Source organism: Gordonia sp. SID5947, assembly GCF_009862785.1.
In the GTDB taxonomy this organism is placed as follows: Bacteria; Actinomycetota; Actinomycetes; order Mycobacteriales; family Mycobacteriaceae; genus Gordonia.
The window spans coordinates 369,974-394,966 of record NZ_WWHU01000001.1 but is presented as its reverse complement, the minus strand read 5'-3'; the positions used below and the strand labels follow the sequence as shown (position 1 = coordinate 394,966).

General features: G+C 67.3%; 18 protein-coding genes, 1 other RNA gene and 1 pseudogene. 7 read left to right on the top strand and 13 right to left on the bottom strand.

Going from position 1 to position 24,993, the window contains the following annotated elements; translation table 11 throughout:
- Genes GTV32_RS01925 through GTV32_RS01910 form a run of 4 tightly spaced genes read right to left on the bottom strand, consistent with a single transcriptional unit; the run spans position 1 to position 4,262 of the window.
- A complete protein-coding gene (locus tag GTV32_RS01925) occupies positions 1–786 on the bottom strand; it encodes a 3-oxoacyl-ACP reductase (RefSeq protein WP_161058716.1) in 786 nt (261 codons plus the stop codon).
- Positions 783–2,168: an aldehyde dehydrogenase family protein gene (locus tag GTV32_RS01920; protein ID WP_161058715.1), complete on the bottom strand. Its 1,386-nt coding sequence runs from the start codon at positions 2,166–2,168 to the stop codon at positions 783–785. The genes GTV32_RS01925 and GTV32_RS01920 overlap by 4 nt, the downstream gene beginning before the upstream one ends.
- On the bottom strand, positions 2,159–2,881 hold the full coding sequence (locus tag GTV32_RS01915) for a gamma-glutamyl-gamma-aminobutyrate hydrolase family protein (RefSeq protein WP_161062280.1): 723 nt from the start codon (positions 2,879–2,881) through the stop codon (positions 2,159–2,161). The genes GTV32_RS01920 and GTV32_RS01915 overlap by 10 nt, the downstream gene beginning before the upstream one ends.
- Positions 2,882–2,900: 19 nt before the next feature.
- Positions 2,901–4,262 (bottom strand): glutamine synthetase family protein, encoded by a 1,362-nt coding sequence (locus GTV32_RS01910; RefSeq protein ID WP_161062281.1) that lies wholly within the window; start codon positions 4,260–4,262, stop codon positions 2,901–2,903.
- A gap of 218 nt (positions 4,263–4,480) precedes the next feature.
- Between GTV32_RS01910 and GTV32_RS01905 the strand changes: the two genes are divergently transcribed.
- Entirely contained in the window at positions 4,481–6,022 is a 1,542-nt protein-coding gene (locus tag GTV32_RS01905; protein WP_202421549.1) for an amino acid permease, read from the top strand.
- A 14-nt stretch (positions 6,023–6,036) separates the two neighbouring features.
- Here GTV32_RS01905 and GTV32_RS01900 read toward each other — a convergent pair whose 3' ends face one another.
- A complete protein-coding gene (locus GTV32_RS01900) occupies positions 6,037–6,537 on the bottom strand; it encodes an RDD family protein (RefSeq protein WP_161058714.1) in 501 nt (166 codons plus the stop codon).
- A gap of 341 nt (positions 6,538–6,878) precedes the next feature.
- On the opposite strand from GTV32_RS01900, the gene glnA (GTV32_RS01895) reads away from it, so the two are divergent.
- Entirely contained in the window at positions 6,879–8,312 is a 1,434-nt protein-coding gene (gene glnA, locus GTV32_RS01895; protein ID WP_161058713.1) for a type I glutamate--ammonia ligase, read from the top strand.
- Positions 8,313–8,678: 366 nt separating this feature from the next.
- Here glnA (GTV32_RS01895) and GTV32_RS01885 read toward each other — a convergent pair whose 3' ends face one another.
- The gene (locus GTV32_RS01885) at positions 8,679–10,454 is read right to left on the bottom strand and encodes an MFS transporter (protein WP_237421649.1); all 1,776 of its coding nucleotides are present in this window, start codon (positions 10,452–10,454) and stop codon (positions 8,679–8,681) included.
- A gap of 152 nt (positions 10,455–10,606) precedes the next feature.
- On the opposite strand from GTV32_RS01885, the gene GTV32_RS01880 reads away from it, so the two are divergent.
- Together GTV32_RS01880 and GTV32_RS01875 are read left to right on the top strand one after the other, a co-directional pair.
- Positions 10,607–11,353 (top strand): TetR/AcrR family transcriptional regulator, encoded by a 747-nt coding sequence (locus tag GTV32_RS01880; protein WP_161058712.1) that lies wholly within the window; start codon positions 10,607–10,609, stop codon positions 11,351–11,353.
- A 68-nt stretch (positions 11,354–11,421) separates the two neighbouring features.
- Complete coding sequence (locus tag GTV32_RS01875) at positions 11,422–11,829, top strand: phage holin family protein (RefSeq protein WP_161058711.1); 408 nt, start codon at positions 11,422–11,424, stop codon at positions 11,827–11,829.
- A 12-nt stretch (positions 11,830–11,841) separates the two neighbouring features.
- Here the strand turns inward: GTV32_RS01875 and GTV32_RS01870 are convergent, their stop codons facing one another.
- From GTV32_RS01870 to GTV32_RS01850, 5 genes are all read right to left on the bottom strand, one after another.
- On the bottom strand, positions 11,842–12,504 hold the full coding sequence (locus tag GTV32_RS01870; protein ID WP_161058710.1) for a biliverdin-producing heme oxygenase: 663 nt from the start codon (positions 12,502–12,504) through the stop codon (positions 11,842–11,844).
- The gene (locus tag GTV32_RS01865; protein ID WP_161058709.1) at positions 12,501–13,451 is read right to left on the bottom strand and encodes an endonuclease/exonuclease/phosphatase family protein; all 951 of its coding nucleotides are present in this window, start codon (positions 13,449–13,451) and stop codon (positions 12,501–12,503) included. Before GTV32_RS01865 ends, GTV32_RS01870 begins: the two co-directional genes overlap by 4 nt.
- Positions 13,448–16,462 carry a bifunctional [glutamine synthetase] adenylyltransferase/[glutamine synthetase]-adenylyl-L-tyrosine phosphorylase gene (locus GTV32_RS01860; protein ID WP_161058708.1) on the bottom strand — a complete coding sequence of 1,005 codons (3,015 nt, stop codon included), beginning with the start codon at positions 16,460–16,462 and terminating at the stop codon, positions 13,448–13,450. The genes GTV32_RS01865 and GTV32_RS01860 overlap by 4 nt, the downstream gene beginning before the upstream one ends.
- Positions 16,463–16,511: 49 nt before the next feature.
- Positions 16,512–17,852 carry a type I glutamate--ammonia ligase gene (glnA, locus tag GTV32_RS01855; protein WP_161058707.1) on the bottom strand — a complete coding sequence of 447 codons (1,341 nt, stop codon included), beginning with the start codon at positions 17,850–17,852 and terminating at the stop codon, positions 16,512–16,514.
- Positions 17,853–17,936: 84 nt separating this feature from the next.
- The gene (locus tag GTV32_RS01850; RefSeq protein ID WP_161058706.1) at positions 17,937–19,469 is read right to left on the bottom strand and encodes an alpha/beta hydrolase; all 1,533 of its coding nucleotides are present in this window, start codon (positions 19,467–19,469) and stop codon (positions 17,937–17,939) included.
- Between the two features lie 162 nt (positions 19,470–19,631).
- On the opposite strand from GTV32_RS01850, the gene panB reads away from it, so the two are divergent.
- The 3 genes from panB to GTV32_RS01835 all read left to right on the top strand — a co-directional run bounded on the left by panB (position 19,632) and on the right by GTV32_RS01835 (position 23,059).
- The gene (panB, locus tag GTV32_RS01845) at positions 19,632–20,486 is read left to right on the top strand and encodes a 3-methyl-2-oxobutanoate hydroxymethyltransferase (RefSeq protein ID WP_161058705.1); all 855 of its coding nucleotides are present in this window, start codon (positions 19,632–19,634) and stop codon (positions 20,484–20,486) included.
- Between the two features lie 29 nt (positions 20,487–20,515).
- A complete protein-coding gene (gene pip / locus GTV32_RS01840; RefSeq protein WP_161058704.1) occupies positions 20,516–21,487 on the top strand; it encodes a prolyl aminopeptidase in 972 nt (323 codons plus the stop codon).
- 75 nt (positions 21,488–21,562) lie between these two features.
- On the top strand, positions 21,563–23,059 hold the full coding sequence (locus tag GTV32_RS01835; RefSeq protein WP_161058703.1) for a CYTH and CHAD domain-containing protein: 1,497 nt from the start codon (positions 21,563–21,565) through the stop codon (positions 23,057–23,059).
- Positions 23,060–23,084: 25 nt separating this feature from the next.
- On the opposite strand, the pseudogene GTV32_RS01830 reads toward GTV32_RS01835, so the two are convergent.
- A pseudogene (locus tag GTV32_RS01830) lies at positions 23,085–24,523 on the bottom strand (RNB domain-containing ribonuclease).
- Between the two features lie 16 nt (positions 24,524–24,539).
- Positions 24,540–24,975: RNase P RNA component class A (rnpB, locus tag GTV32_RS01825), an RNA gene on the bottom strand.
- Positions 24,976–24,993: the final 18 nt, after the last annotated feature.

Here is a 24,993-nt window from a genome sequence, read left to right as displayed (position 1 = left end):
CTACAGCGGTGTCACGTACGCGGAGCTGATACCGCCGTCGACCAGGAACGTCGACGCGGTGATGAACGACGCGTCGTCGCTGGCGAGAAACGCCACGGCGGCCGCCAACTCCTCGGGTTCGGCGAACCGGCCCACCGGGACGTGGACCAGACGCCGGGCCGCGCGCTCCGGATCCTTGGCGAACAGTTCCTTGAGCAACGGGGTGTTCACCGGCCCGGGGCACAGTGCGTTGACCCTGATGCCCTGTCGGGCGTACTGCACGCCGAGTTCGCGTGACATCGCCAGCACACCCCCCTTGGAGGCGGTGTAGGAGATCTGCGATGTGGCCGAGCCCATCACGGCGACAAACGAGGCGGTATTGATGATCGATCCGCGACCGGCCGGACCCATGTGGCGGAGAGCAGCACGGCAGCACAGGTAGACCGACGTCAGGTTGACCTGCTGAACCCGATCCCAGGCATCGAGTTCGGTCGTCTCGATGAGATCGTCCTCGGGTGGCGAGATCCCCGCGTTGTTGAAGGCGATGTCGACGCGGCCGTACCGCTGTGCCGCGGTGTCGAACAGCTCGTCCACCTGGCCCCCATCCGCGACGTCGACGGCGACGAACAGGCCGTCGAGCTCGTCGGCCGCCCGCTCACCCGCCGCACGGTCGAGGTCGGCGATGACGATCGTCGCACCCTCCGCCCGCATCCGGCGCGCCGAGGCGAGTCCGATCCCGCCGGCCCCGCCGGTGACGACGGCGACCTTGCCGGACAGACGCTGTGTCAGATCGACTGTGCTGCTCATGATGTCCCTTCTGAGGGTGGGCCGGGATCGACCGCGATGAAGACGTTCTTGGTCTCGGTGAATGCCGACGGCGCATCAGGTCCGAGTTCGCGCCCGATTCCCGACTGTTTGTAGCCACCGAACGGGGTCGAATACCGCACCGCCGAATGCGAGTTCACGGAGAGATTCCCGGCGGACACGGCTTGCGACACCCGAATCGCCCGCGACAGGTTCTCGGTCCAGATCGATCCGGACAACCCGTACGGAGAGTCGTTGGCCATCGCGACGGCCTGCGCCTCGTCGTCGAACGCCTGGACCGTCACCACCGGCCCGAAGATCTCCTCGCGCACACTGCGATCACCCGGTCGCGGCGTCAGCACCGTCGGGGGAAACCAGAATCCGGGCCCCTCGGGCGCGGTACCGCGGAAGGCAACGGGCGCCCCCTCGGTGACGTAGGACGCGACCTTCTCCCAGTGAGGCCGCGACACCAGGGGACCCATCTCGGTGTCCTCGGCACGCGGATCTCCCACTCGCACCGCGGACACGGCCGGCTCCAGCCGCTCCATGAACTCGTCGTATACACTGTGCTGCACCAATATCCGGCTCCGGGCACAGCAGTCCTGACCGGCATTGTCGAAAACGCCGTAGGGCGCGGTGGCCGCCGCCCGGGCCAGATCGGAATCGGCGAAGACGATGTTGGCGCTCTTGCCACCCAGTTCGAGTGTGACCTGCTTGACGGACAGCGCGGCCTGCTCCATCACCCGCCTACCGGTCCGCGTCGACCCGGTGAAGACGACCTTGCCGATCCCCGGATGGCCGATGATCGCCGCTCCGACCACATCACCGCGGCCCGGCAGCACCTGCAGCAGACCTTCGGGCAGACCGGACTCGACCGCGAGTTCCGCGAGTCGAATCGATGTGAGCGGCGTCCACTCGGCCGGCTTGACGATCACCGCGTTGCCGGCGGCGAGCGCCGGACCGAAGCCCCAGGATGCGATCGTCATCGGAAAGTTCCATGGCGTGATCACCCCGACCACGCCGACAGGCTCGGAGAACGTGATGTCGATTCCTCCGGCGACCGGGATCTGCTTGCCTGCCAATCGTTCCGGGGCCGCGGAATAGTAGTTCAGCACGTCCTGCACGTGTCCGGCCTCCCAGGACGCCTGCCCCAGCGGATGTCCCGAATTCTCGACCTCGAGATCTGCGAGTTCGGATCGGTGCTCTCCGACGACGGCCGCGAAGGCACGCAGCGCGGTTGCCCGCGCGGCCGGATCGAGCCCGGCCCACCGGAGCTGCGCCTTCTCCGCCCTCGCGACCGCCGCATCGACGTCAGCGCCGTCGAGCATGTCGACCTCTGCGAACACCTCGGCGGTCGCCGGGTTCACGAGTTCTGTCACGGCCATGAACTCACCTCCATTCGTCGGGACGCCCGTACTCGCGCCGCGTCGACGACGGCCGCAAAGAGCCGGAGATCGTCGAGACGCTCCTCTGGATGCCACTGCACAGCAAGGACAAAGGGCTCGCCGGAACGTTCCACCGCCTCGATCACACCCTCGTCGTCGCGAGCGCTGACGACGAGCCCGTCTCCCACGCGGTCGATCGCCTGGTGGTGATAGCACTCGGCCGACGCCGACTCACCCATCAGTGACGCGAGACGGGTGCCGGGGGTGATCGCCACCTGCGTCGTCGTGAACACCGCATTCCCGGCCTGGTGCCGCGAGTGCCCGAGCACGTCCGGCAGGTGCTGGTGCAGTGTCCCACCGAAGGCCACGTTGAGCACCTGGGCACCGCGGCAGATGCCGAGCACCGGCGCTCCGGCATGCAATGCGGCTCCGAGCAGCGCGAACTCCCATGCGTCCCGGTCGACGCGCGGGACATCGGTACTCCGATGACGTTGCTGCCCATACGAGTTCGGATCGAGGTCCTTGCCACCGGTCAGTACCAGCGCATCCACGCCTGCGACGACACGCTCGGCAACGCGTTCGGTGGCCGATTGGGGCGGCAGCAACGTCGCGACACCACCGGCGCGTGCGACCCCGTCGAAGTACACGCGCGGCAGGAAACTTGCGCTCACATCCCACACACCCGTCTGCGCCTGCTCCAGATAGGTGGTCATCCCGACGACCGGAGTGATCTCAGAGTCGTTCAAATCCACGCACCCTCTCCCAATCCGTCACGGCCGCACCGTACGCCGCCAGTTCGACGCGTGCGTTGTTGAGGTAGTGCTCGACCACGTCCGCACCGAAGACACGCTCGGCCAGCGCGGAACCGGCAAACAGTTCGGCGGCCTCCGCCAGCGATGTCGGCAGGCGTTGTGCCGATCCCAGATACGCGTTGCCCGTGGCGACCTCAGGCAACGGGAGTCCGCGTTCGATACCGTCGAGACCACCTGCGATGAGCGCCGCGACGGCGAGGTACTGGTTGACGTCACCGCCGGGCGCCCGGCACTCCACACGCATACCCGGTCCGTGACCGACCACCCGCAAGGCGCAGGTACGGTTGTCCATCCCCCACGCGATCGCGGTCGGAGCAAAGCTGCCGTCGACAAAGCGCTTGTAGGAGTTGATATTCGGCGCGTAGAACAACGTCAGCTCGGCCAGTGACGCGATGATGCCTGCGACGAAGTGCCCGAACATCGGCGACATCCCGTTCGGCGCATCGTCATCGGCAAAGACCGGTGTGCCGTCCGGCTCCCGCAGCGAGATGTGGATGTGGCAGCTGTTGCCCTCCCGCTCGTCGAATTTTGCCATGAACGTCAGGCTCTTGCCGTGCTGGTCGGCGATCTCCTTGGCGCCGTTGCGATAGATCGTGTGGTTGTCACAGGTGACGAGCGCGCGGTTGTAGCGAAACGCGATCTCTTGCTGGCCGAGGTTGCATTCACCTTTGACCCCCTCGCAATACATTCCGGCACCACTCATCCCCCGCCGGATGTCACGCAGCAGCGGCTCCATCCGAGTCGATGCGACCATGGCGTAGTCGAGGTTGTAGTCGGTCGCCGGGGTCAACTCGTGATAGCGCTTCGCCCATGCCTCACGATAGGTGTTGTCGAACACCATGAACTCGAGCTCGGTGCCGACGAACGGCACCAAGCCACGGTCCTCGAGTCGCTCGAGCTGTCGCCGAAGGATGTTGCGCGGCGCGACCGTCACTGGCGATCCGGTGGTGGTGTTCAGGTCCGCGAGCACCAGCGCCGTTCCCGGGAGCCAGGGCACCAGACGTAGCGTCGAGAGGTCGGGCACCATCACCATGTCGCCGTAGCCGGTGTCCCAACTCGACATCGCATAGCCCTCGACGGTGTTCATCTCGACGTCGACCGCCAGCAGATAGTCGCAGCATTCCGAGCCGTGCTCGGCGACGTCGTCGAGGAACAGGCGAGCCGAGATCCGCTTCCCGGTGAGCCGCCCCTGCATATCCGGGAAAGCCACGATCACGGTGTCGATCCGATCGGCGGCGACGCGCTCCTGTAGGTCGGTCAGGTCCAGCATGCCGTCGGTCATCCGATACTCCATCTGTGCGCGCTCGTCGGCGACCGACTCATGCCGGTCGGCCACAGTCAACCATTGGAGGACCGTCCGCCTGGTCATCGCCGCCGGATTTAACCGGATCGTTTCGTTTAAAGGTGGGTGAGCCAACCATTGACGACTTATTCTGCCTTATCAGTTGCCGAGGCGTCCGCCTCGCACACGATCGGCGTCCTAGTGAGAGCGAGCCCTCGATGGCAGATGTCCCGAACCCCGCGATGAAATCGGCGGGCGCCACCTACACCCATGCCGAGGAAGGCTATTTCGAGAAGCGCCAACTCAAACGCAGCGCCGGTTTCTGGGGCATCTGGGGCATCGGGATCGCCGCGGTTATCTCCGGCGACTTCTCCGGCTGGAACTATGGCATCGGCCAGGCCGGATGGGGCGGGCTCGGCGTCGCCACCGTGATCATCGTCGTCATGTATTTCGGCATGCTGTTCTCGATCGGTGAGATGTCGGCGGCCATGCCGCACACCGGCGGCGCATACTCGTTCGCACGTGCCGCCATGGGTCCTTGGGGCGGCTTCGTCACCGGCTTCGCCGAGACGATCGAGTACGTGTTCACCACCGGTGTCGTGGTCTACTTCTCCGCGTCGTACGCCGACGCCATCACCGACGACCTCTTCGGCCTCAGCATGCCGGCGTGGGTGTGGTGGATCATCCTCTACGCGCTCTTCATCGCGCTCAACTCCTGGGGAGCCGAGGCATCATTCCGGTTCGCGATCGTGGTCGCCGTCGTGTCGGTCGGCATCCTCGTGCTGTTCGCCATCCTCGCGATGGCCAATGGCGCAGTCGACTTCGGCAAACTCCTCGACATCGACCCGGACGCCACCAAGACGGGGTCGAGTGATTTCCTGCCGTTCGGCGTGATGGGCATCCTCTACGCGCTGCCGTTCGCGATGTGGTTCTTCCTGGGCATCGAAGAATTACCGCTGGCCGCCGAGGAGGCGCACGAACCGACACGCGACATCCCACGTGCAGGCATCTGGGGCATGGTCACCCTCGTCGGTTGCGCCGCCATCGTGTTCTTCCTCAACCCGGCGGTGACCGGTGCGGCCGCGCTGGGCGACTCCGGCGAGCCGCTGCTCGACGGGTTCCGGGCATTTCTGCCGGCCGGTTGGGCGTCGGTGTTGTCGGCGTTCGCGCTCATCGGACTGCTGGCGAGCCTGCAGGGCATCATGTACGCCTACGGACGCAACCTCTATTCGCTGAGCCGGGCCGGCTATTACCCGAAGGTGCTCTCGCTCACCGGGTCCCGTCAGACCCCGTACGTGGCGCTGATCGCGGGCGCCGTCGTCGGACTGATCGCACTGCTCGTGATCGAATACTGGATCTCCGGGGCGGGCGCGATCGTCCTGAACATCGCGGTGTGGGGCGCGGTACTCGCCTACATGTTGCAGATGGTCTCGTTCGTCCTGCTGCGCCGGAAGTTCCCGAACGCGCGGCGGCCCTACCGGAGCCCGACCGGCGTCACCGGCGCGGTGATCGCGTTCGTCATCGCGGCGATCACCTTCATCGGCGTCCTGATCAACCCCGACTACCGCGACGCGGTGATCGCGATCGTGGTCTTCTATGCGATCGGGCTGATCGTCTTCGGGCTCTACGGCCGCCACCGATTGGTGTTGTCACCCGAGGAGGAGTACGCGGTGACCGGCGGCCTGCACGGCTTCGATCCCGCACAGGAGGGACTCGGCGGCACCATCGAGGACGAGATCCTCAAGGGTCACACCGACTGACGGTGGGCGGTGGGTCAGCGGGTCCGGACCAACGCGGTCCCGGTGGCCCGATCGTGGAGAGCCCGGCCGTTGTAGTCGTTGATGACCGCCGGGACGAGGAACACGATGAGCACCTGGCGCCCGAGTGTCCGCAGGATGCCGACGGCCGCGAACGGAACCTTTCCCGTCGCTTCCGCCTCGGCGCGGTCCGGACCGAGGTCGACCCGGGCCACCCGGAGTCCGAGCGCGAACTGGCCAGGGGTGAAACCGAAGAAGGTGACCGCGACCACACCGAGTACGAACCAGACGGCGAGCACGGTCGTGCCGAGTGTGGGAGACCCGAAGGACACGAAGAGCAACGAGATCCCGCCGGCCAGCAACCAGTCGACGAGGAGGGCGGCGGTGCGTTGCCAGCCGCCGGCGAGTGCACCGGGCCCGGATGCGGGGAGACCGAGGTCCTGACCGCGGTATTCGACGTCCCCGCCGCTGGGCCCGACGGGCGGCCCCGACAGCCAGGAACCGGTGGCCCTGCCCATCACCGGCCTCCCGGTTCGCCGCGCTTCGTGCTGTCCGTACTCGCCTGACACATGACTGCCATGGTAGTCGCGGTCGTCCGGCCGCCCGCCATCGTTCTCCGTGGGGCGATCTTTCCGGGGTATAGATGGTGCTCCGTCGGCGGACATGGCATCGTTGCGATCCGGAACGTCAGTGTGTCGCCCGAGCATCGACCGCGTGTAACACAGGAGAAACACGGCCTTGACGCGCGGGCAACCTCGCGTCCATACGGTTCTGGCTGAGATCCGCCGCTGCAAGTCGGTGGCGGGTGAGGCGGGCCAGGTGATCTGGCCACCCGAACAAGTTAAGGAGTCACCGCACGGTGTACAGCAGCAAAGAAGAACTTCTCGAGGGCATCAAGAAAGAGGGTGTCGAGTACGTCGACATCCGCTTCTGTGACCTGCCCGGTGTGATGCAGCACTTCTCGATCCCGGCTTCGGCGTTCACCGAGGACGTGTTCGAGGACGGCCTCGCCTTCGACGGTTCGTCGGTTCGCGGCTTCCAGTCGATCGACGAGTCGGACATGATGCTGCTGCCCGACCCGGCCACCGCGCGGATCGATCCGTTCCGCCGGGCCAAGACGATGAACATCAGCTTCTTCGTCCACGATCCGTTCACCCGCGAGGCCTACAGCCGCGACCCGCGCAACGTCGCCCGCAAGGCCGAGGACTACCTGGCCTCGACCGGCATCGCGGACACCTGCTTCTTCGGTGCCGAGGCCGAGTTCTACATCTTCGACTCGGTCTCGTTCGACTCGCAGATGAACGGCACCTTCTACGAGGTCGAGTCGGAGTCGGGCTGGTGGAACACCGGTTCGCCGACCGATCCGGACGGCAGCCCGAACCTCGGTTACAAGGTTCGCCCCAAGGGCGGCTATTTCCCCGTCGCGCCGTACGACCACTATGTGGACCTGCGCGACGAGATGTCGACCAACCTGCAGAATGCCGGCTTCGAGCTCGAGCGCGGCCACCACGAGGTGGGCACCGGCGGCCAGGCCGAGATCAACTACAAGTTCAACACGCTGCTGCATGCGGCCGACGATGTGCTGCTGTTCAAGTACATCATCAAGAACACCGCGTATGCGAACGGCAAGACGGTCACCTTCATGCCGAAGCCGCTCTTCGGTGACAACGGCTCGGGCATGCACGCCCATCAGTCGCTGTGGAAGGACGGCAAGCCGCTGTTCCACGACGAGGCCGGTTATGCGGGCCTGTCGGATCTGGCGCGCTACTACATCGGCGGCATCCTGCACCACGCGCCGTCGCTGCTGGCGTTCACCAACCCCACGGTGAACTCCTACAAGCGCCTGGTCCCGGGCTACGAGGCCCCGATCAACCTGGTCTACAGCCAGCGCAACCGCAGTGCATGCGTGCGTATCCCGATCACGGGCAACAACCCGAAGGCCAAGCGCCTCGAGTTCCGTTGCCCGGACAGCTCGGGCAACCCGTACCTGGCGTTCGCGGCCATGATGATGGCCGGTCTCGACGGCATCAAGAACAAGATCGAGCCGCACGAGCCCGTCGACAAGGACCTCTACGAGCTACCGCCGGAGGAGGCCAAGGGCATCCCGCAGGCACCCACCTCGCTGGGAGCGGTGATCGACAAGCTCGAAGAGGATCACGAATACCTCACCGCCGGTGGTGTGTTCACCGAGGATCTCATCGAGACCTGGATCGCGCTCAAGCGTGAGAACGAGATCGAGCCGGTGCAGATCCGTCCGCACCCGTACGAGTTCTCGCTCTACTACGACTGCTGAGCGATCTCGAACCGAACAGTCACCCGAAGGGCGGCCGGGATGTCCCGGCCGCCCTTCGGCGTCTGTCCCCGGCAATGGCCGGCTTCGGTGATTGGTGTCACGTTCAGGCCTTTGTGCCCTGCCGTTTCACATGATTTGGCTTTACTTTGAAACCATGACTCGTACCAGATTCGTCGAAGATCTCGCCCCGGGGACCGCATCAGCGTCGACGGGCTGCGCGCCGTCGTCCGGACCACCACCCCGACGGGCGACGATCAGCACCTCGTGGAACTCGTGAACAGCTCGGACGACCGTGACACGATCGTCCTCGGGCTGGGCACCAAGGTCGAGATCCTCTAGAACCATCCCGCGACGTCCCCTGCCGGACTAGTCTGCGGACAGGAGGTCGCCATGGACATCGGAAGTCTGATCGCCGCGCTGCTGCTCGGATTTGTGTGCGGAGCCATCGCGCGGGCCCTCGTGCCGAACGACGCCTTCAAGAGCATGAGCGGATGGCAGTCGTGGCTCGCCTCCACCGTTCTGGGACTGCTCGGCGCACTTCTCGGCTACTGGGTCTTCACCGGCCTGTTCGGTATCGGCGACGACGACAAGTTCGACTGGGGTGGCATCGTCGGCGCCCTGATCGGCTCGATCATCGTGGTCGCGATCGGTTCGGCCATCATCAAGCGGTCGCGCGCGCCGCGCCCCTGAATCCCCGCCCTCCGGAGTGATCGTCTGCTCGCCGGAGCGCGGGCGCAGGCCCCATCCGGCCAGTACCGCAGAGCACACCAGGATGACCGCCCCGGTCCACGCGGCCACCACGAGGCCGTCCACAAACGCCCGTCGCGCCGCGTCGAGCACCGCCGCGCCCTGGCCCGGCGCCAGATGCGGCACCGCGGCCACCGCGCCTGCCAGACTCCGCGACGCCTCACCCCCGACCAGATCGGCCGGGAATCCCAGCCGGAACACGGCATTCACGACGCTGCCGAGGACCGCGATGCCCAAGGCCCCGCCGAGTTCACTCGAGGTCTCCAGGAGTCCCGACGTGGCGCCGGCACGGTCGGCCGGTGCCACGCCCACCACGTAGTCGGCGATCATCGACGTGGCCGCGACGATGCCCGCTGCCAGCAAAGTGGCACCGATCAGCACCAGCGCCAGTGACTGAACATCGGTGAAGGCGCCCAGCACCGCGAATCCCGCTGCACCCGTGCACAACCCACCGACGATGACCGCAGGCCGGCCGGTCCGCGCCGCGATGACGGCGGTCACCGGCGCCACGGCCCCGACCGCGACCGAGGGTGCGAGGCTCCAGAGCGCGGCCCGCAGTGGCGAGTATCCCAGCACGGACTGCAGGTACTGCGTCATCAGGATCGAATTGCCCAGCAACGCGAACATGCAGACGAGGTTGGTCCAGATCGACGTCGCGAATCGACGCTCCCCGAGAAGCCCGAGGTCGACCATCGGGTCGGCGACGCGGCGCTGCCGGATCACGAAGACTGCGCCCACCAGCAGACCCGCCACCAGCATCGCGGCCCGGGAGATCGACCATCCGTCCGCGGCCAGATTCTTGATCGCCGCGACGACGGGCAGCATGGCCCCGAGCACCAGGACTCCGCTGATCACATCGACCCGCCGGCTCGGTGTCGCGGTGTCGCCGGGCAGCACCAGTGGGGCCGCGAGCATCAGCAGCACCATGATCGGCACGTTGATCAGGAAGACCGAGCCCCACCACACATGTTCGAGCAGCAGACCGCTGACGATCGGGCCGACGGCCACCCCGCCGGCGAGCACCGCATTCCAGGTGGCCACCGCCTTGGCTCGCTGGGCGGTGTCGACGAAGATGTGGCGGATCATCGCGAGCGTCGACGGCATCAGGGTCGCGCCGGCGACCGCCAGCAGTGCCCGTGCACCGATGAGCATCTCCGCCGAGGTCGCGAACGCCGCGGCGAGCGACGCGACGCTGAAGCCCGCAGCACCGATCATCAACAACCGGCGATGGCCGATGCGGTCGGCCAGTGAGCCCATCGACAGCAGGAGTCCGGCCAGGACGAAACCGTAGATGTCGAAGATCCACAGTTGCTGTTCCGGCGTCGGCGACAGATCGGCCGCGATGTACGGAACGGCGAAGAACAGCACCGAGACATCCATCGACACGATGAGCATCGGCAAGCACAGGACGAGGAGGCCGAGCCACGGGGAGCGTCTACGCACGACGAACCGCCTTTCTTTCTGTATATGTCATAGACCGTTTATGCAGTACGCAGATATTACGACCACAACTGTGTACCTGGCAAGCAATTAGTACGATGTGAGACATGACCTCGACGGACGGCACGGCACGACCTGCGATCCCCCGATTTCTCGCGCAGCTGTGGGGTCGCGAGGACCCCACTCCGCGTCGAGGTCCGCGGCCCACTCTGACGGTGCGCGACATCGGCCGAGCCGCGGTCGCCATCGCCGATGAACGTGGCGCCGATGCGGTGTCGATGAAGGCGATCGCGACGGCGCTCGGACTCACCACGATGTCGCTGTACCGCTACGTCGAGAGCAAGGAGGACGTCGTCGAGGTGATGGTCGACACCGCCTTCGGGCCGGCCGACCCCTCATGGACGTCGACGGGCACCTGGCGGGAACGACTCACGGCGTGGGCGCTGGCCGACGCCGCGCGCGGTCGAGAACACCCCTGGCTCGTCGCGATCCCCCTCAGCCGGCCGCCCGTCGGCCCGAACACGCTGTCCTGGACCGACACCGGGCTTGCGGCGTTCGACGAAACCGGGTTGTCCGGTCAGCAGAAACTCAGTGCACTCCTGCTCGTGGACGGTTTCGTGCGTCAGCACGTCCGGCAGGCCAGTCAGATGGGCATGCTGGAGGCATCCGTCACCGGCGCGGGAAACAGCTACGGGACGATGGTCGGCGAGTTCGTCGACCATCGCCTACCCCATCTGGCCGAGGCCATCGCCGACGAGGCGCCGGATCACGACGACGACTTCTTCACCACCGAACTCACTTTCGGCCTGACGGTGATCCTCGACGGACTGGCGGTTCTCGTCGACGACGCGTGAGTGCGGCCGAATACGGCGGCAGGCGTGTACGGGCCCCGAATCGGTTCTCCTCAGCCTACGATGAGCCCATGATCCGCATACTGATCCGAGCCGTCGTCTACCTGATCTCCGCGGCCATCGGCATCCTGGTGGCCACGTGGGCCCTGGACGACATGCACGTGCACATGGGCGGGTTCCTGCTGGCCGTGGTGATCTTCGCTGCGGCGCAACTCATTCTCAGCCCGTTCATCGTCAAGTTCGTCCGGCGCAATGCCGAGGCCTTCCTCGGCGGTGTCGGCCTGGTCTCGACATTTGTGGCGTTGCTGTTGGCGAGCCTGCTCGGCAACGACGGCATCGAGATCAGCGGCGCCACCACATGGGTCGCGGCAACCGTGATCACCTGGGTCGTCACGGCGGTCGGCACCCTGTTCGTTCCCTTCCTGCTGGCCAAGGCCGGGATCGAGAAGGCCCGGGAGAATCGGGCCGACGCCGCCTGAGCTCCAACCGGTTCAACCCGCGAGTTCGACGAACAGCCGTTCGTTGTGACCGAAGGCGGAGACCGCCTCGCCGATCAGCGCCCGCACCTGCTCGTCGTCGAGCGGTAACGCGTCGAGGGTCTCTCGGTAGCCGTCCTTGTAGCGTTTCAGCTTCCCGATCCCGTCGAAGGCGTAGAAGCTCAGCGCGTCGTCGGTGAGTCGATAGTGCAGCTTCATCCGGCTGCGGATGACCTGACCACCGCTCAGGTCCCCGAGATAGCGCGTGTAGTGATGCGCCACGAAGCGAGCCGGATCGTCGCGCGTGGCCTCGATCGCGGCGACATACGCGCTGACCGCCGGCAGGGGCGCGATGGTCGCCGGATCGACACCGAGGGTCGCGAGGTCGGCGGCGAGTCGTGGGAGCCGGCGAAGACGCTCATCGACGACCGGGCCCGCCACCGCATCGCCGGACAGCATGTCGCCCACTGATTCCAGCGATCGGTAGACGAAATAGAGCTGCGTGGCCATCCGGCGGTATCCGTCCGCGTCGAGCCGACCGGACATCAGGTCGTCGACGAACGTGACACCCTCGGCACGTTCATGTGCCGAGGCGGTGGCCGCCCGCAGACTCTCGGAAAGTGGCCGCCTGGTTCCCGGCCCGGAGGCGCCCTCGGTCTCATCGAATGGGATCGTCATGTCGGCACCAGTGTTACCACCACTCCTCGGTGATCGGAACCCGGCAGATCGAAGGTCCGTACGGACGTCGCGACGAATCCACGACTGATGACGTGGTCGATGGCGACCAGCGGATGTCCACCGAGGCGGTCGGTCGGATATGTCGGCTGGAACCCGGCGCCCGACTGCTCCGTCGCGTCGACGATCCCGTCGCGCAACAGATCACGGTAACCGGCATGGTCCCAGGTCGCGTTGAAGTCCCCCGCCGCGATCAGCCGGCCCGGCGGCAGCGCACGCAGGTACACCCCGAGTCGGTCGAGATCGCTACGCCAGGTCGTCGTCCGGCCCGGCAGCGGGGCGCCCGGGTGTACTGCGAGCACCCGCGTCCGCGGGGCGCCGGGAAGGTCGATCACCCCGGCGAGGTTGTGCAACGCGGTGCCCTCGATGGCCGCCTGGCCGGACAGCGGTGTGCGGCCGAACATCGCGGTGCCGGCCGCCCCGGGGCCCGGCAGCGCGAAGGTGAACGGCAACAGGCGACCGATGGAGCTCGCCCGCAGCCGCGCCAGAGCCTCCGGGGTCACCTCTTGCACCGACACGAAGTCCGCATCGACCGTCGCGGTCTCTCGGGCCAGCGCGTCGACATCGGCTCCACCGAACAACATGTTCGCGGTGACAACGGTGACCGGACGGCCCGTAGGGGCATCCTGCGCCCGCGCCAGCGGCACCTGTGTGTAGCAGAGCGCGGTCGACACGATCATCGCGACCGTCAGCAGAATCCACCGCCGGGTGGCGGCGAAGATCGCGACGGCCACCACCGCGGCGACGAGCGCACACGGGACCGCGCCGGTCAGATACACGCTGAGCTCACCGCGAGACGGGAAGTGGTGCAACCAGACCGCGATCGCGGCCGCGGCGAGCAGAACCCATCCGACGAGCAACGACACGAACCGGATGAGCGGGCCGATCACGCTCCGAACACCGTGCGCACCACGGCCTTTGCCCGACGCGTGACGCGCAGATAGTTCTCCAGGAATTCGGCCGCCTGATCTTCTGGCCAGCCGGCGGCGTATGCGACCGCGCGCAATTGCCTGCCCGGGGCGGGAAGCTGATCGATCGGCTTCCCGCGGACCAGTACCAAGGCGTTGCGCGCGTTGGTGGCGGTCAGCCAGGCTTCCTTCAGCAGCGCCACGTCGTTCTCCCCCAACAGCTCCGCCGCCCCGATGGCGTCGAGGACCTGGAGTGTGGACGTGTTGTGCAACGACGGGTAGCTGTGGGCGTACCGCAGTTGGATGAGCTGGACGGTCCATTCGATGTCGGCGAGACCGCCGCGCCCCAGTTTGGTGTGGGTCGCCGGATCGGCGCCCCGCGGCAGACGCTCGGAATCGACTCGGGCCTTGATCCGGCGGATCTCCTTGACCGCCTCTCCCGACACCCCGCCCTCGGGGTATCGGATGCGATCGGCCATGTGCAGGAACTCGATCCCGAGCTGATCGTCGCCTGCGACCTGATGGGCCCGCAACAACGCCTGGATCTCCCATGGCTGCGCCCATTGGTCGTAGTAGGCGGCGTACGCACTGAGCGTCCGCACGACCGGGCCGTTACGGCCTTCCGGACGGAGTCCGGTGTCGACCTCCAGCGGGGGATCCTCGCTGGGCGATCCCAGCATCGAGCGAACCTTCTCCGCGATCGTCTGCGACCAGCGGACAGCGGCCGCCTCATCGACGTCCGGCTCCGGCTCGCAGACGAAGAGCACGTCCGCATCCGACCCGTAGCCGAGTTCGCCACCACCGAGTCGACCCATGCCGATCACCGCGATCCGAGCGGGAGCCGGGGTCCCGCGGTCACGCTCCGACTCGGCGATCACGACGGTGAGCGCGGCATTGAGCACCGATGCCCAGACCGACGACAGCGCCGCGCACACCGCCGGGACGTCCATCATGCCGAGGATGTCGGCGGAAGCGACCCGCGCGAGCTCGAAGCGGCGATGCGACCGCGCAGCCGCCACTGCACGTTTGAGATCCGGCTGACGCACCGTCGACGCGATGAGCCCGCGGGCGACGTCCTTCGGCTGGACCTCACACAGCTTGGGGCCGTTGGCCCCATCGGAATACAGATGGATCACCTCGGGTGACCGCATGAGCAGATTGGCTATGTACTCCGACGTGCCAAGCACGTGCATCAGCCGTTCGGCGACGACACCGTCGTCGCGCAACAGCCGGATGAACCACTCCTCTTTGTCCATCACGTCGCAGAGCCGGCGATAGTTCAGCAACCCGGCATCGGGATCGGGGGTGTTGCCGATCCACTCGAGCAACGACGGCAGTATCAGCAACTGGATCTGCCCCCGCCGTCCTGCGGCGGACGCGAGAGCACGGATATGACTCAGTGCGCGTTCGGGTTTCGCGTAGCCGAGCGCCGACAGACGACGTTCGGCCGACTTGTCGGTGAGCGTCAGTTCGTCGGTGTTGAACCGGGTGGCCGCATCGAGGAGCGGACGGTAGAAGAGCTTCTCGTGCAATCTGCGGATACGCGACTTGTGACGTTTGAGCTCTTCGCGCAGCACGCCCGTCGCATCACGGTCGCCCTCCTGGCGGATGTGCGCGGCCCGGGCGAGCCAACGCATGTTCCCCTCGTCCTCGAAGGCCGGGAGCAGGTGGGTGCGCGACAGCCGCTGCAGCTGGAGCCGATGTTCGAGCGCGCGCAGGAATTGATAGGACGCAGTGAGATTCGCTCCGTCGTCACGGCCGACGTAACCACCGGCAGTCAGCGCACTGAGCGCGTCGACGGTGGCCTTGACGCGGATCTCCTCGTCAACGCGTCCGTGCACCATCTGCAGGAGCTGTACGGCGAATTCGACGTCGCGAAGGCTTCCGCTGCCGAGCTTGAGATTGCGCTCGCGCAACTCCTCCGGAACCAGCGACTCGACGCGGCGTCGCATCGCCTGCGTCTCCGGAACGAAATCCTCGCGCTCGGCGGCGGTCCACACCATCGGGCTCACCGCCGCCAGATAGTCGTCGGCCAGTTCCATGTCCCCGGTCATCGCGCGAGCCTTCAGCAACGCCTGGAACTCCCACGTCTTGGCCCACCGCCGGTAGTAGGCGACATGCGACTCGAGGGTCCGGGTGAGTGCGCCTGCCTTGCCCTCCGGCCGGAGGGCGGCATCGACCTCGAAGAAGGCCAGCGATCCGACCCGCATCACCTCGCCGGCGATCCGGGCGGCCACACCGTCTGCGGGTTCACTGACGAACACCACGTCGACATCGCTCACGTAATTCAGCTCACGCGCACCGCATTTGCCCATCGCGATGATCGCCAGCCGCACCTGCAGCGGCTGGTCGCCGCACACTTCGGCGACCGCGACCGCCAGTGCGGCGGTGAGCGCCGCATCCGCGAGGTCGGCGAGGAAGCCGCCGACCTCCGGGAGGTAGATCACCGGCTCGTCTTGAACGGTCGGCGCGACATCGCGGGCGGCCAACTGCAACAGGAGATTCCGGTATGCGGTCCGCAACGCGACCACGGCCTTGGGTCCGGTGATCGCCGCACGGTAGACCTTGTTGCCCATCTCGAGCGCGCCGGGCTCGGGTGTGGCTTCCACCGACGCCAGCATGCGCTCGTTCATCTCGTCGACGGACGGCAGCGTCGCGCCGAGCAGCAGGCGCCAGCTCGACGGCTCGGCAACCATGTGGTCGCCGAGCGCGTCGGAAGCCCCGAGTACGGCGAAAAGCCGACCGCGAAATCCCGTGTCGGTCCGGATGCGGTCGTCGACCTCGGCCCACTCGTCGGCACCGGCCGCACCCTTGAGACGGATCAGTGCCCGAAGTGCCAGATCGGCGTCGGGCGCACGGGACAGCGCCCACAGCACGTCGACCGAATCGTCCTTGTCCCACTCCAGTTCGGCGAGGTGACCCGGGGCGGTGTTCTCGAGCAGCCCGAGACGGCCGGCACTGGGTACGCGGCCGCGGCCACGAAGCGAAGTCACACCTCAAAAGGTAGCGGGCGTGACCGCCCCGGTGTGCACCAGGGCGTGGCTACAGCGGCAGGTAGTTCTTCAGCTCGTACGGCGTGACCAGGCTGCGGTAGCTCGTCCACTCGGTCCACTTGTTGCGAAGGAAGTAATCGAAGACGTGTTCACCGAGTGCCTCGGCCACCAGCTCCGACTTCTCCATCTCCACGAGGGCGTCGGCGAGGCTGCCCGGCAACTCCCGATAGCCCATCGCCCGTCGTTCGGCCGGAGTCAGCGCCCACACGTCGTCCTCGGCCTCGTCTGGCAACTCGTACCCCTCGCTGATGCCCTTCAATCCGGCCGCGAGCAGTACCGCGAAGGTCAGGTACGGATTGCACGCAGAGTCCGGGCTGCGGACCTCGATCCGCCGCGACGACGCCTTGTTCGGCGTGTACAGCGGAAGCCGGATCAGGGCAGACCGGTTGGCGCCACCCCAGGTGGCGGCCGTCGGCGCCTCGCCACCGTGGATCAGGCGCTTGTAGGAGTTCACCCACTGGTTGGTGACCGCGCTGATCTCACTGGCGTGATGCAGGATTCCCGCGATGAACTGCTTACCGGTGGTCGACAGCTGCATCGGGTCGTCGGGGTTGTGGAATGCGTTGGTGTCGCCCTCGAACAGGCTCATGTGCGTGTGCATCGCCGAGCCCGGGAACTCGCTGAACGGCTTCGGCATGAAGGTCGCCCAGGTGCCCTCGTCGATGGCGACCTCCTTGATGACGTACCGGAAGGTCATCACGTTGTCGGCCATGGACAGTGCGTCCGCGTAGCGCAGGTCGATCTCCTGCTGTCCGGGCGCGCCCTCGTGATGAGAGAACTCCACCGAGATCCCCATCGACTCCAGGGCCTCGATGGCATGGCGACGGAAGTTCGGTGCGGCGTCGTGCACGGCCTGGTCGAAGTAGCCACCCGAGTCGGCGGGTGTCGGCACGCTGCCGTCCAGCGGGGCGTCCTTCAGCAAGAAGAACTCGATCTCCGGGTGCACGTAGCAACTGAAGCCCTGGTCGGCTGCCTTGTTGAGCTGACGACGCAGAACGTGTCGCGAGTCCGCCCAGCTCGGGGTGCCGTCGGGCATCGCGATGTCGCAGAACATCCGCGCGGAGTGGTGGCGACCGGTCGAGGTCGTCCACGGCAGGATCTGGAAGGTCGACGGATCGGGCTTGGCGACCGTGTCCGCCTCGGACACACGGGAGAATCCCTCGATGGCCGAGCCGTCGAACCCGATACCCTCGGCGAAGGCCCCCTCGAGCTCGGCGGGTGCGATCGCCACGGACTTGAGGTAGCCGAGGACGTCGGTGAACCACAGCCTCACGAATCGGATGTCGCGCTCTTCGAGGGTCCGCAGCACGAATTCCTTTTGGCGATCCATGCCCCGGACATTAGAAGTAGCCTGTTAAATCCGTGTTACATGTTCGAGTCGAACTCAGCATCCTGCGGTTTTGCGGCACGAATCTCAGCATTCGAGAATGCGATGCGGCACTGTGGGATCGGTCAGATAGTCGCCCACCGCCTTGTCGACGCAGCCGTCGCCCTGGAAAACCGCGGTGTGCGCGTGCTGGTCGACACTGACGACCATCGCACCGACGCGTCGCGCCACCGTCATCGCCGTCGGGTACGGCGTGGCCGGGTCCCCGGTGGACGCCACGACGAGTGGACGCGGCGCACCCGCGCCGAGCACGACCCCGTTCGGCGGACTGTCGTCGGCGCGGACCGCGGGTGTCCAGAATTCACAGGTCCCCCGTGGTCCGCGCCCCCCGCCACGCCCGTCGTCGCGAAAAGGAGCAGCGGTGCGCACCCGACGGTCCAACTCGTCGTAGCGCGCCCGATCCGGCACCCGGCGGTCGTCGGCACACGTGATCGCGAGGAATGCGTCCTGCGTCGCGTCGTACCGGCCGGCGCCGTCTCTGCCCTCGAGGGAGTCGGCAAGTCGTAGCATGCCGGTGCCGTCCCCCGACGCCAGTCCGATCAGCGCCGACCGCAGGTCGTCCCACGCCGATTCCTGATACAGCGCGGCCACCGTCGCGGTCTCGGCGTCCGCTGCCGAGAGCTCGCGCCGTTCTGCCGACGCCGCCGGGTGCGCGAGCAACGCCGCCACCAACTCGCGATACCCGGCGACCCGCTCCGCGGCCCCACCACTCAGCGGGCAACCGGGCCGCCGAGCACAGTCCGTGGCGAACGCATCGAAGGCCTGTTGAAATCCCCGGGCCTGATCTACCGACGCGTCGACCGGATCCTCGTCGGGATCGACCACGCCGTCGAGGACGAGCGCGTCGAGTCGCGAGGGATGTCGTTTCGCATACTCGAGACCGATTCGGGTGCCGTACGAGTAGCCGAGGAACGCGATCTGATCGACGCCGAGCGCGGCCCGGATCCGGTCGAGGTCACCGGCGACGAAGTCGGTCCCGACCCGCGACAGCACCTCCGGGCCGACGCGGTCACGACACTGCCGCGCCAACATCTGCCGATATCGCTCGACCCGCGCGATCGCGGCAACCGATCCGCCGCCCAGATCCATCACACGTTCGGCGTCGCGCTCGGCGTCGGTGCGGCACCGGATCGCCGGCCGGGACGCCCCTACACCACGCGGGTCGAACGAGACGATGTCGTGGCTGTTCGCGAGCGGCAACTGCGCCAGGCGCCCAGCGGAGCCGACGAGATGGTGGACTCCGGAGCCACCCGGGCCGCCCGGATTGATCACCAGCGTGCCCGTGGAGGGTTCCGCGGCGCCCAGCCGCGCGACCGCGAGGGATATCGAGCCCAGAGCCGGATCGCGGGGATCGAGCGGAACGGACAGCCGGCCACACGACAGGCGACCGGCCACGGCTCCCGGTGCCGCGGTGGCCGCGACGCCGTCGTCGGGACCGCAGGCGTGCCATTCGATCCCGCCTCCCGCGGGCAGGACACGACAACCGCACAGCACGCCGAGCGCCATGACCACCGCGCCGACGGCGAGCCGTCGCACCGTGGTTCGACGCAGGAGCGGCATGCGGCGATCGTACGGTCCGCCGGATGCGCCCCCGCACTGGACATGTGAGGAAAGCCACAGGTCACGGGCATTCAACCGCGTGCAGCCCGGTGACACAATGGATGGCGTCCAACCCAACCCGGGTACCTGCTTGGCAGGACTCGAGGCAGAAAAGAGACAACGATGTCCGATTCTTCGGTGTATGGCGCGTCCGCTTCCTCTGCGTCAGATCCCTCTCCCCGCCGCCGCGCCACGCGTGTCCACCATCTGGCACAGATGAAGGCCGACGGTGAGAAGTGGTCCATGCTGACCTGCTACGACTACTCCACCGCCCGCATCTTCGACGCGGCCGGCATCCCGGTCCTGCTCGTCGGCGACTCGGCAGCCAATGTCGTCCTCGGTTACGACACCACCATCCCGGTCTCCGTCGACGAGCTCATCCCGTTGATCCGCGCGGTGGTCCGAGGCGCGCCGCAGGCGCTGGTCGTCGCCGACCTGCCCTTCGGCAGCTACGAGGCGAGTCCGCAGCAGGCACTCGAATCGGCCGTCAAGGTGTTCAAGGAGACCGGTGCCCACGCCATCAAGATCGAGGGCGGCGAGCGCGTCGCCCCTCAGATCGCCGCGCTGACCGCGGCCGGCATCCCGGTGATGGCGCACATCGGCTTCACCCCGCAGAGCGTGAACGGCCTCGGTGGTTACCGGGTCCAGGGCCGTGGCGACGCAGGTGACCAGCTCGTCGACGACGCGATCGCGGTCCAGGAGGCCGGCGCATTCGCCGTGGTGATGGAGATGGTGCCCGCCGACCTGGCAGGCCAGATCACCCGCAAGCTCACCATCCCGACCGTCGGAATCGGTGCGGGCAACGAGACCGACGCGCAGGTGCTCGTCTGGCAGGACATGGCCGGACTCACACACGGCAAGACCGCCAAGTTCGTCAAGCGCTTCGGTGACGTCGGTACCGAACTGCGTTCCGCGGCAGAGCAATACGCCGACGAAGTCCGGCGCGGAGCCTTCCCCGCTCCGGAACACAGCTACTGACGGGAGCCGCCGCGCATAGGGTTGTGCCCATGCGCGACTTCTACCCGAGCATCGAACCGTACGACCAGGGCCACCTCGACGTCGGCGACGGCCAGCAGATCTACTGGGAGACCTCCGGGAACCCCGAGGGCAAGCCGGTGGTGTTCGTCCACGGCGGCCCCGGCGGCGGTACCGCACCCGATCAGCGTCGATTCTTCGACCCGGCACGCTATCGGATCGTGCTCTTCGATCAACGCGGGTGCGGCAAGTCGCGTCCCCACATCGCCGACGGCGCCGATCTGTCCACCAACACCACCGGGCACCTGATCGCCGACATGGAGTTGCTACGCGAGCACCTCGGCATCGAGCGGTGGCAGGTGTTCGGCGGGTCGTGGGGTTCGACCCTCGGTCTCGCCTACGCGCAGACACATCCGGACCGGGTGACCGAACTCGTCCTGCGCGGGATCTTCCTGCTGCGGCGCAGCGAGATCGACTGGTACTACAACGGCGGCGCGGCCCACATCTATCCCGACCTGTGGGAGTCGTATCTGGCGCCCGTTCCGCACGCGGAGCGCGACGGCGACCTGGTCGCCGCCTACCACCGTCTGCTCACCTCGCCCGATCGTGCCGTCGCCCAGGCCGCCGCGAGCGCCTGGACCGGCTGGGAGCAGGCCACCAGCCACCTGCTCCCGCCCAAGCCGGACGACCAGCCGAGCGACGCGGACAAGCCTCGTTTCGACCTCGCGTTCGCGACCATCGAGAACCACTACTTCGTCAATCACGGGTTCCTCGAGGACGGGCAACTGCTCACCCGGATCGACCGCATCGCCGAGATCCCGGGCGTGATCGTGCAGGGCCGCTATGACGTCGTCTGCCCGACGCGCAGCGCGTGGGACCTCCACCGCGCGTGGCCCAGCGCGCAGCTGCACATCGTCGATGACGCCGGGCACGCGTCCTTCGAGCCGGGCATCAAGCACCACCTGATCACCGCGACGGACGCTTTCGCGAATCGCATGCCCTGAGCCCGGCTTAGACTGCACAGACACAGGACACGTCGGGCGCGTGCATCGACCCGCGCCCAGGGACAGGAGGACCGGGTGGCCGCATCCGAGCAGCTCGAAGTGGAACTGAAGTTCGATGTCGACGCGGGGCACACCGCCCCCGACCTCCGAGTCCTGCCCGGCGTCATCGGCGCGACGGAGCCCGAGACGTTCAACCTCGATGCCACCTACTTCGACACCGAGAACCTCGATCTGGCCGGCAACCGGATCACCGTGCGTCGTCGTACCGGGGGCCACGACGCCGGATGGCACCTCAAGCGTCCAGCGGGTGCGCCCGGCGCGCGACGTGAGCTCCGGCTCGGGTTCGACGAGGCGCCGGCCGACGGCGAGGTACCGACCGAACTGATCTCACCGGTGGTGGCGCTGACCCGGACCCGCAGGCTCATACCGGTGGCGGCCGTGTCCACGACACGGACGGTGACGACGTTGCTCGGAGCCGACGGAGCGCCCGTCGCAGAGTTCGCCGAGGATCTGGTCACCGCCCAATCACTGCTACCCGGTGGACATTTCCAGGAATGGGCCGAATGGGAGTTCGAGCTCCTGGGCGACGATCCGCATCCGCGACTGCTCAAGACCGCGGAGAAGACCCTGCGCGGGGCAGGCGGACGTGAGCCGTCGTCGGCGTCCAAACTCGCACGCGCGATCGGTTCTACCCCGACCGTGGTGGAACCTCACCTCGGCAGGCGACCGACCGCGTTGGAACTCGTGGTCACCGACATCGCGATCCATCGCAACTCTCTCATCACCCAGGACCCGCTCGTGCGCATCGACGCCGAGGACGCGGTGCACCAGATGCGGGTCGCCTGCCGCCGGCTGCGCAGTGTGTTCTCCGGGTTCCCGACCGTTCTCGACGCCGAGCGCACCGGCCATATCGGTGCAGAACTGAAGTTGCTCGCCAGGATCCTCGGCGACGCCCGCGACTCCGAAGTCCAGCTGGCACTCGACGAGAACCTGCTGAAGGCCGAGAACGCGTCGCAGGCACTGATCGCCGAGCTCGCCGGCACCGAGACCGCGATCCACGACCGCGCGATCAAGGCCGCACACGCCGCGATGGACTCCGATCGATACTTCGCGCTCCTGGATGCGATCGACGAACTCATCGCGTCACCGCCACCCGGTCCGGACGCCGAACTCGACGCGACGATCGCCGTGGACCGCGCCATCGCCAAGAGTCGCAAGAAGATCCGCAAGGAACAAAGCGTGTTGTCGAGCCTCACGGAAGGCTCCGTGGAATGGGCGGAACAACTGCACACCATTCGCAAGCGCGCAAAGCGATTGCGCTACAGCACCGATGCGGCCGAGCCCCTCGCCAAGAAGCGCTATCGAAAGGTGGCCTCCATCGCCAAGAGCGTCCAGTCGGCGCTCGGCGACTACAACGACACCCGGATCAACCGCGCCCGGGTGGCCGAGATCGCCGCATCCGGGAAGCTGTCGGGCGCCGACATGTTCGTCCTCGGGCGCATCGATGCCCGCCAGCAGGCCGATGGCGAACGGGCCATCGATGCCTACCGCAAGGCCGCGAAGGACCTCTGACTCCTCTCATCACCGCCTCTGGCGATCAGGCCGCCGGGGCGAACAGGACCTTCCGGGCCGCGGGATCTGCGTCGGTCAGCACCACCGACAGCCGGCGGCCCCGCTCGGGTGCACCTTCGCACGGCGCGATCACCACCAGGTCGGTGACGAAGACCTGCGCGGGACGACGCTCGTTCGCAGCATGGAGGACGACCGCTTCGAACGTCTCCCCCACCCGGCCGGCCAACAGGACTGCCTCGGCGAGATCGATGCTCGCGCGGTCGGCCGACGACGCGAGCGAATCCGCCGCACGCAGGATCTTCGGCAGGGTCGGCAAGGCCCGGGAGGCCCAGGCCGGCACCGGTTCCCCGGACGTGACCGCAAGGCAGACCTCCGTCGCGAACCGGTCCCCGAGACGTCGCAACGGAGCAGTCACGTGGGCATACGTCCCGGCGATGGCCGCGTGACGCATGCGCACCGTGGACGGAGGAGGTGCGTCGTCGACACGATCGCCGAGCGCGAGGTAATCCGCGCCGCGCATCAACCCCGCACCTGCCGACATCAGTGCGAGAGTTGAGGGTTCGTCTCTCGGCAGCCCCGCCAGGAACTGACCGACCGACATCTGCGCAGGCCACGGCACCGCGAGTGAAGCCGCTGTCACACGCAGCGCTTCCACGGCCGCCTCATCGGCCGGGGCAGGGTACGCAGCAGCCCCACCCCGGCGTCGGACATGATCTGACCGGCACACATCCCGGTCAGCAGCGACAGCTGTGAGTTCCACATGTCGGCCGGTGTGCGCGGCGCGAGCCGCAGCGTCCATTCGTGCGCGCCGGGCTCACCGTCGTCGCGCACCACTTCCTGATCCGGCAGGTCGAGTTCGATCGCTCCGCGGTCCAACGCGACGCGCCGGCGCAGTGCGCCGAACGCCGGCAACGCGGCGATCGACGGATGCAATCGCTCTTCGGCCGCGTCGCGGGTGACGCCCGCATAGTCGAGTTTCGCGACCGACCGCACCGTGGCACGGACCAGTGACACATCTCGCGGCTCGCCGTCGGCGCCGACCCGCATGGTCCACAGCACACACGGGCGGGTCTGGTCGGGCAACAGCGATCCGGCGCCCTCCGACAACGACCGCGGGTGCAGCGGGACCGATCTGTCCGGAAAGTAGATGGTCGTGCCGCGGCGACGACTTTCCTGATCGAGGGGACCCTCCGGCTCCACCAGCGCGGCCACGTCGGCGATCGCGTAGTTCACGACGAAGCCGTCGTCGTCGGCGACGATGTGCACCGCCTGATCGAGGTCCATCGAGGTCGGTGGATCGATGGTGACGAAGGGCAGATCCGTGCGGTCCTCCCGGTCCGCGGTGCACCGGTCGACCGCGTGGTCGGCCTCCGCCTGAGCGGAGGCGCCGTAGTCCTCACTGACGCCGAGTTCGTTCCGGACCGCATCGAAGTCGATGTCCGGCGCCGACAATATGCGCTGCACGTCACCGACTGTAGGGCGAACGAGCCGGCGTGTAAGCCGGATCCTGTGCCCGGCCTCGTGGTTCTCACCACGAGGCGGGCGGCGACCATCCATCTGGGCACACCGTCGCCGGGTACCTCGAGCGGCCCACCCGCGGGCTCGGGCGAGCAGCCCTCGATCACCCGCGCACCCGCACACCCGGTTGCCCGGGGTGCGAGCTTCGGCCTTGCTCCGGGTGGGGTTTACCTAGCCGGCACGGTCACCCGCGCCGCTGGTGCGCTCTTACCGCACCGTTTCACCCTTACCTCCCCGACGGATCGGGGCGGCGGTCTGTTCTCTGTGGCACTGTCCCGCGGGTCACCCCGGGTTGCCGTTGACAACCACCCTGCTCTGTGGAGTCCGGACTTTCCTCGGCGGGCGGCGCACCCAGAAGCCTGGGCCGTTCCGACCGCCGCGGCCGCCCGGCCGACTCGTTCGCCCTCTCAGGATAG

Excerpts from the sequence above, each read along its gene's own strand:
- GTV32_RS01925 (WP_161058716.1), bottom strand. The coding sequence starts at position 786 with ATGAGCAGCACAGTCGATCTGACACAGCGTCTGTCCGGCAAGGTCGCC.
- GTV32_RS01920 (WP_161058715.1), bottom strand. The coding sequence starts at position 2,168 with ATGGCCGTGACAGAACTCGTGAACCCGGCGACCGCCGAGGTGTTCGCA.
- GTV32_RS01915 (WP_161062280.1), bottom strand. The coding sequence starts at position 2,881 with ATGACCACCTATCTGGAGCAGGCGCAGACGGGTGTGTGGGATGTGAGC.
- GTV32_RS01910 (WP_161062281.1), bottom strand. The coding sequence starts at position 4,262 with ATGACCGACGGCATGCTGGACCTGACCGACCTACAGGAGCGCGTCGCC.
- GTV32_RS01905 (WP_202421549.1), top strand. The coding sequence starts at position 4,481 with ATGGCAGATGTCCCGAACCCCGCGATGAAATCGGCGGGCGCCACCTAC.
- GTV32_RS01900 (WP_161058714.1), bottom strand. The coding sequence starts at position 6,537 with ATGGGCAGGGCCACCGGTTCCTGGCTGTCGGGGCCGCCCGTCGGGCCC.
- GTV32_RS01885 (WP_237421649.1), bottom strand. The coding sequence starts at position 10,454 with ATGCTCATCGTGTCGATGGATGTCTCGGTGCTGTTCTTCGCCGTTCCG.
- GTV32_RS01880 (WP_161058712.1), top strand. The coding sequence starts at position 10,607 with ATGACCTCGACGGACGGCACGGCACGACCTGCGATCCCCCGATTTCTC.
- GTV32_RS01875 (WP_161058711.1), top strand. The coding sequence starts at position 11,422 with ATGATCCGCATACTGATCCGAGCCGTCGTCTACCTGATCTCCGCGGCC.
- GTV32_RS01870 (WP_161058710.1), bottom strand. The coding sequence starts at position 12,504 with ATGACGATCCCATTCGATGAGACCGAGGGCGCCTCCGGGCCGGGAACC.
- glnA (WP_161058707.1), bottom strand. The coding sequence starts at position 17,852 with ATGGATCGCCAAAAGGAATTCGTGCTGCGGACCCTCGAAGAGCGCGAC.
- GTV32_RS01850 (WP_161058706.1), bottom strand. The coding sequence starts at position 19,469 with ATGCCGCTCCTGCGTCGAACCACGGTGCGACGGCTCGCCGTCGGCGCG.
- panB (WP_161058705.1), top strand. The coding sequence starts at position 19,632 with ATGTCCGATTCTTCGGTGTATGGCGCGTCCGCTTCCTCTGCGTCAGAT.
- pip (WP_161058704.1), top strand. The coding sequence starts at position 20,516 with ATGCGCGACTTCTACCCGAGCATCGAACCGTACGACCAGGGCCACCTC.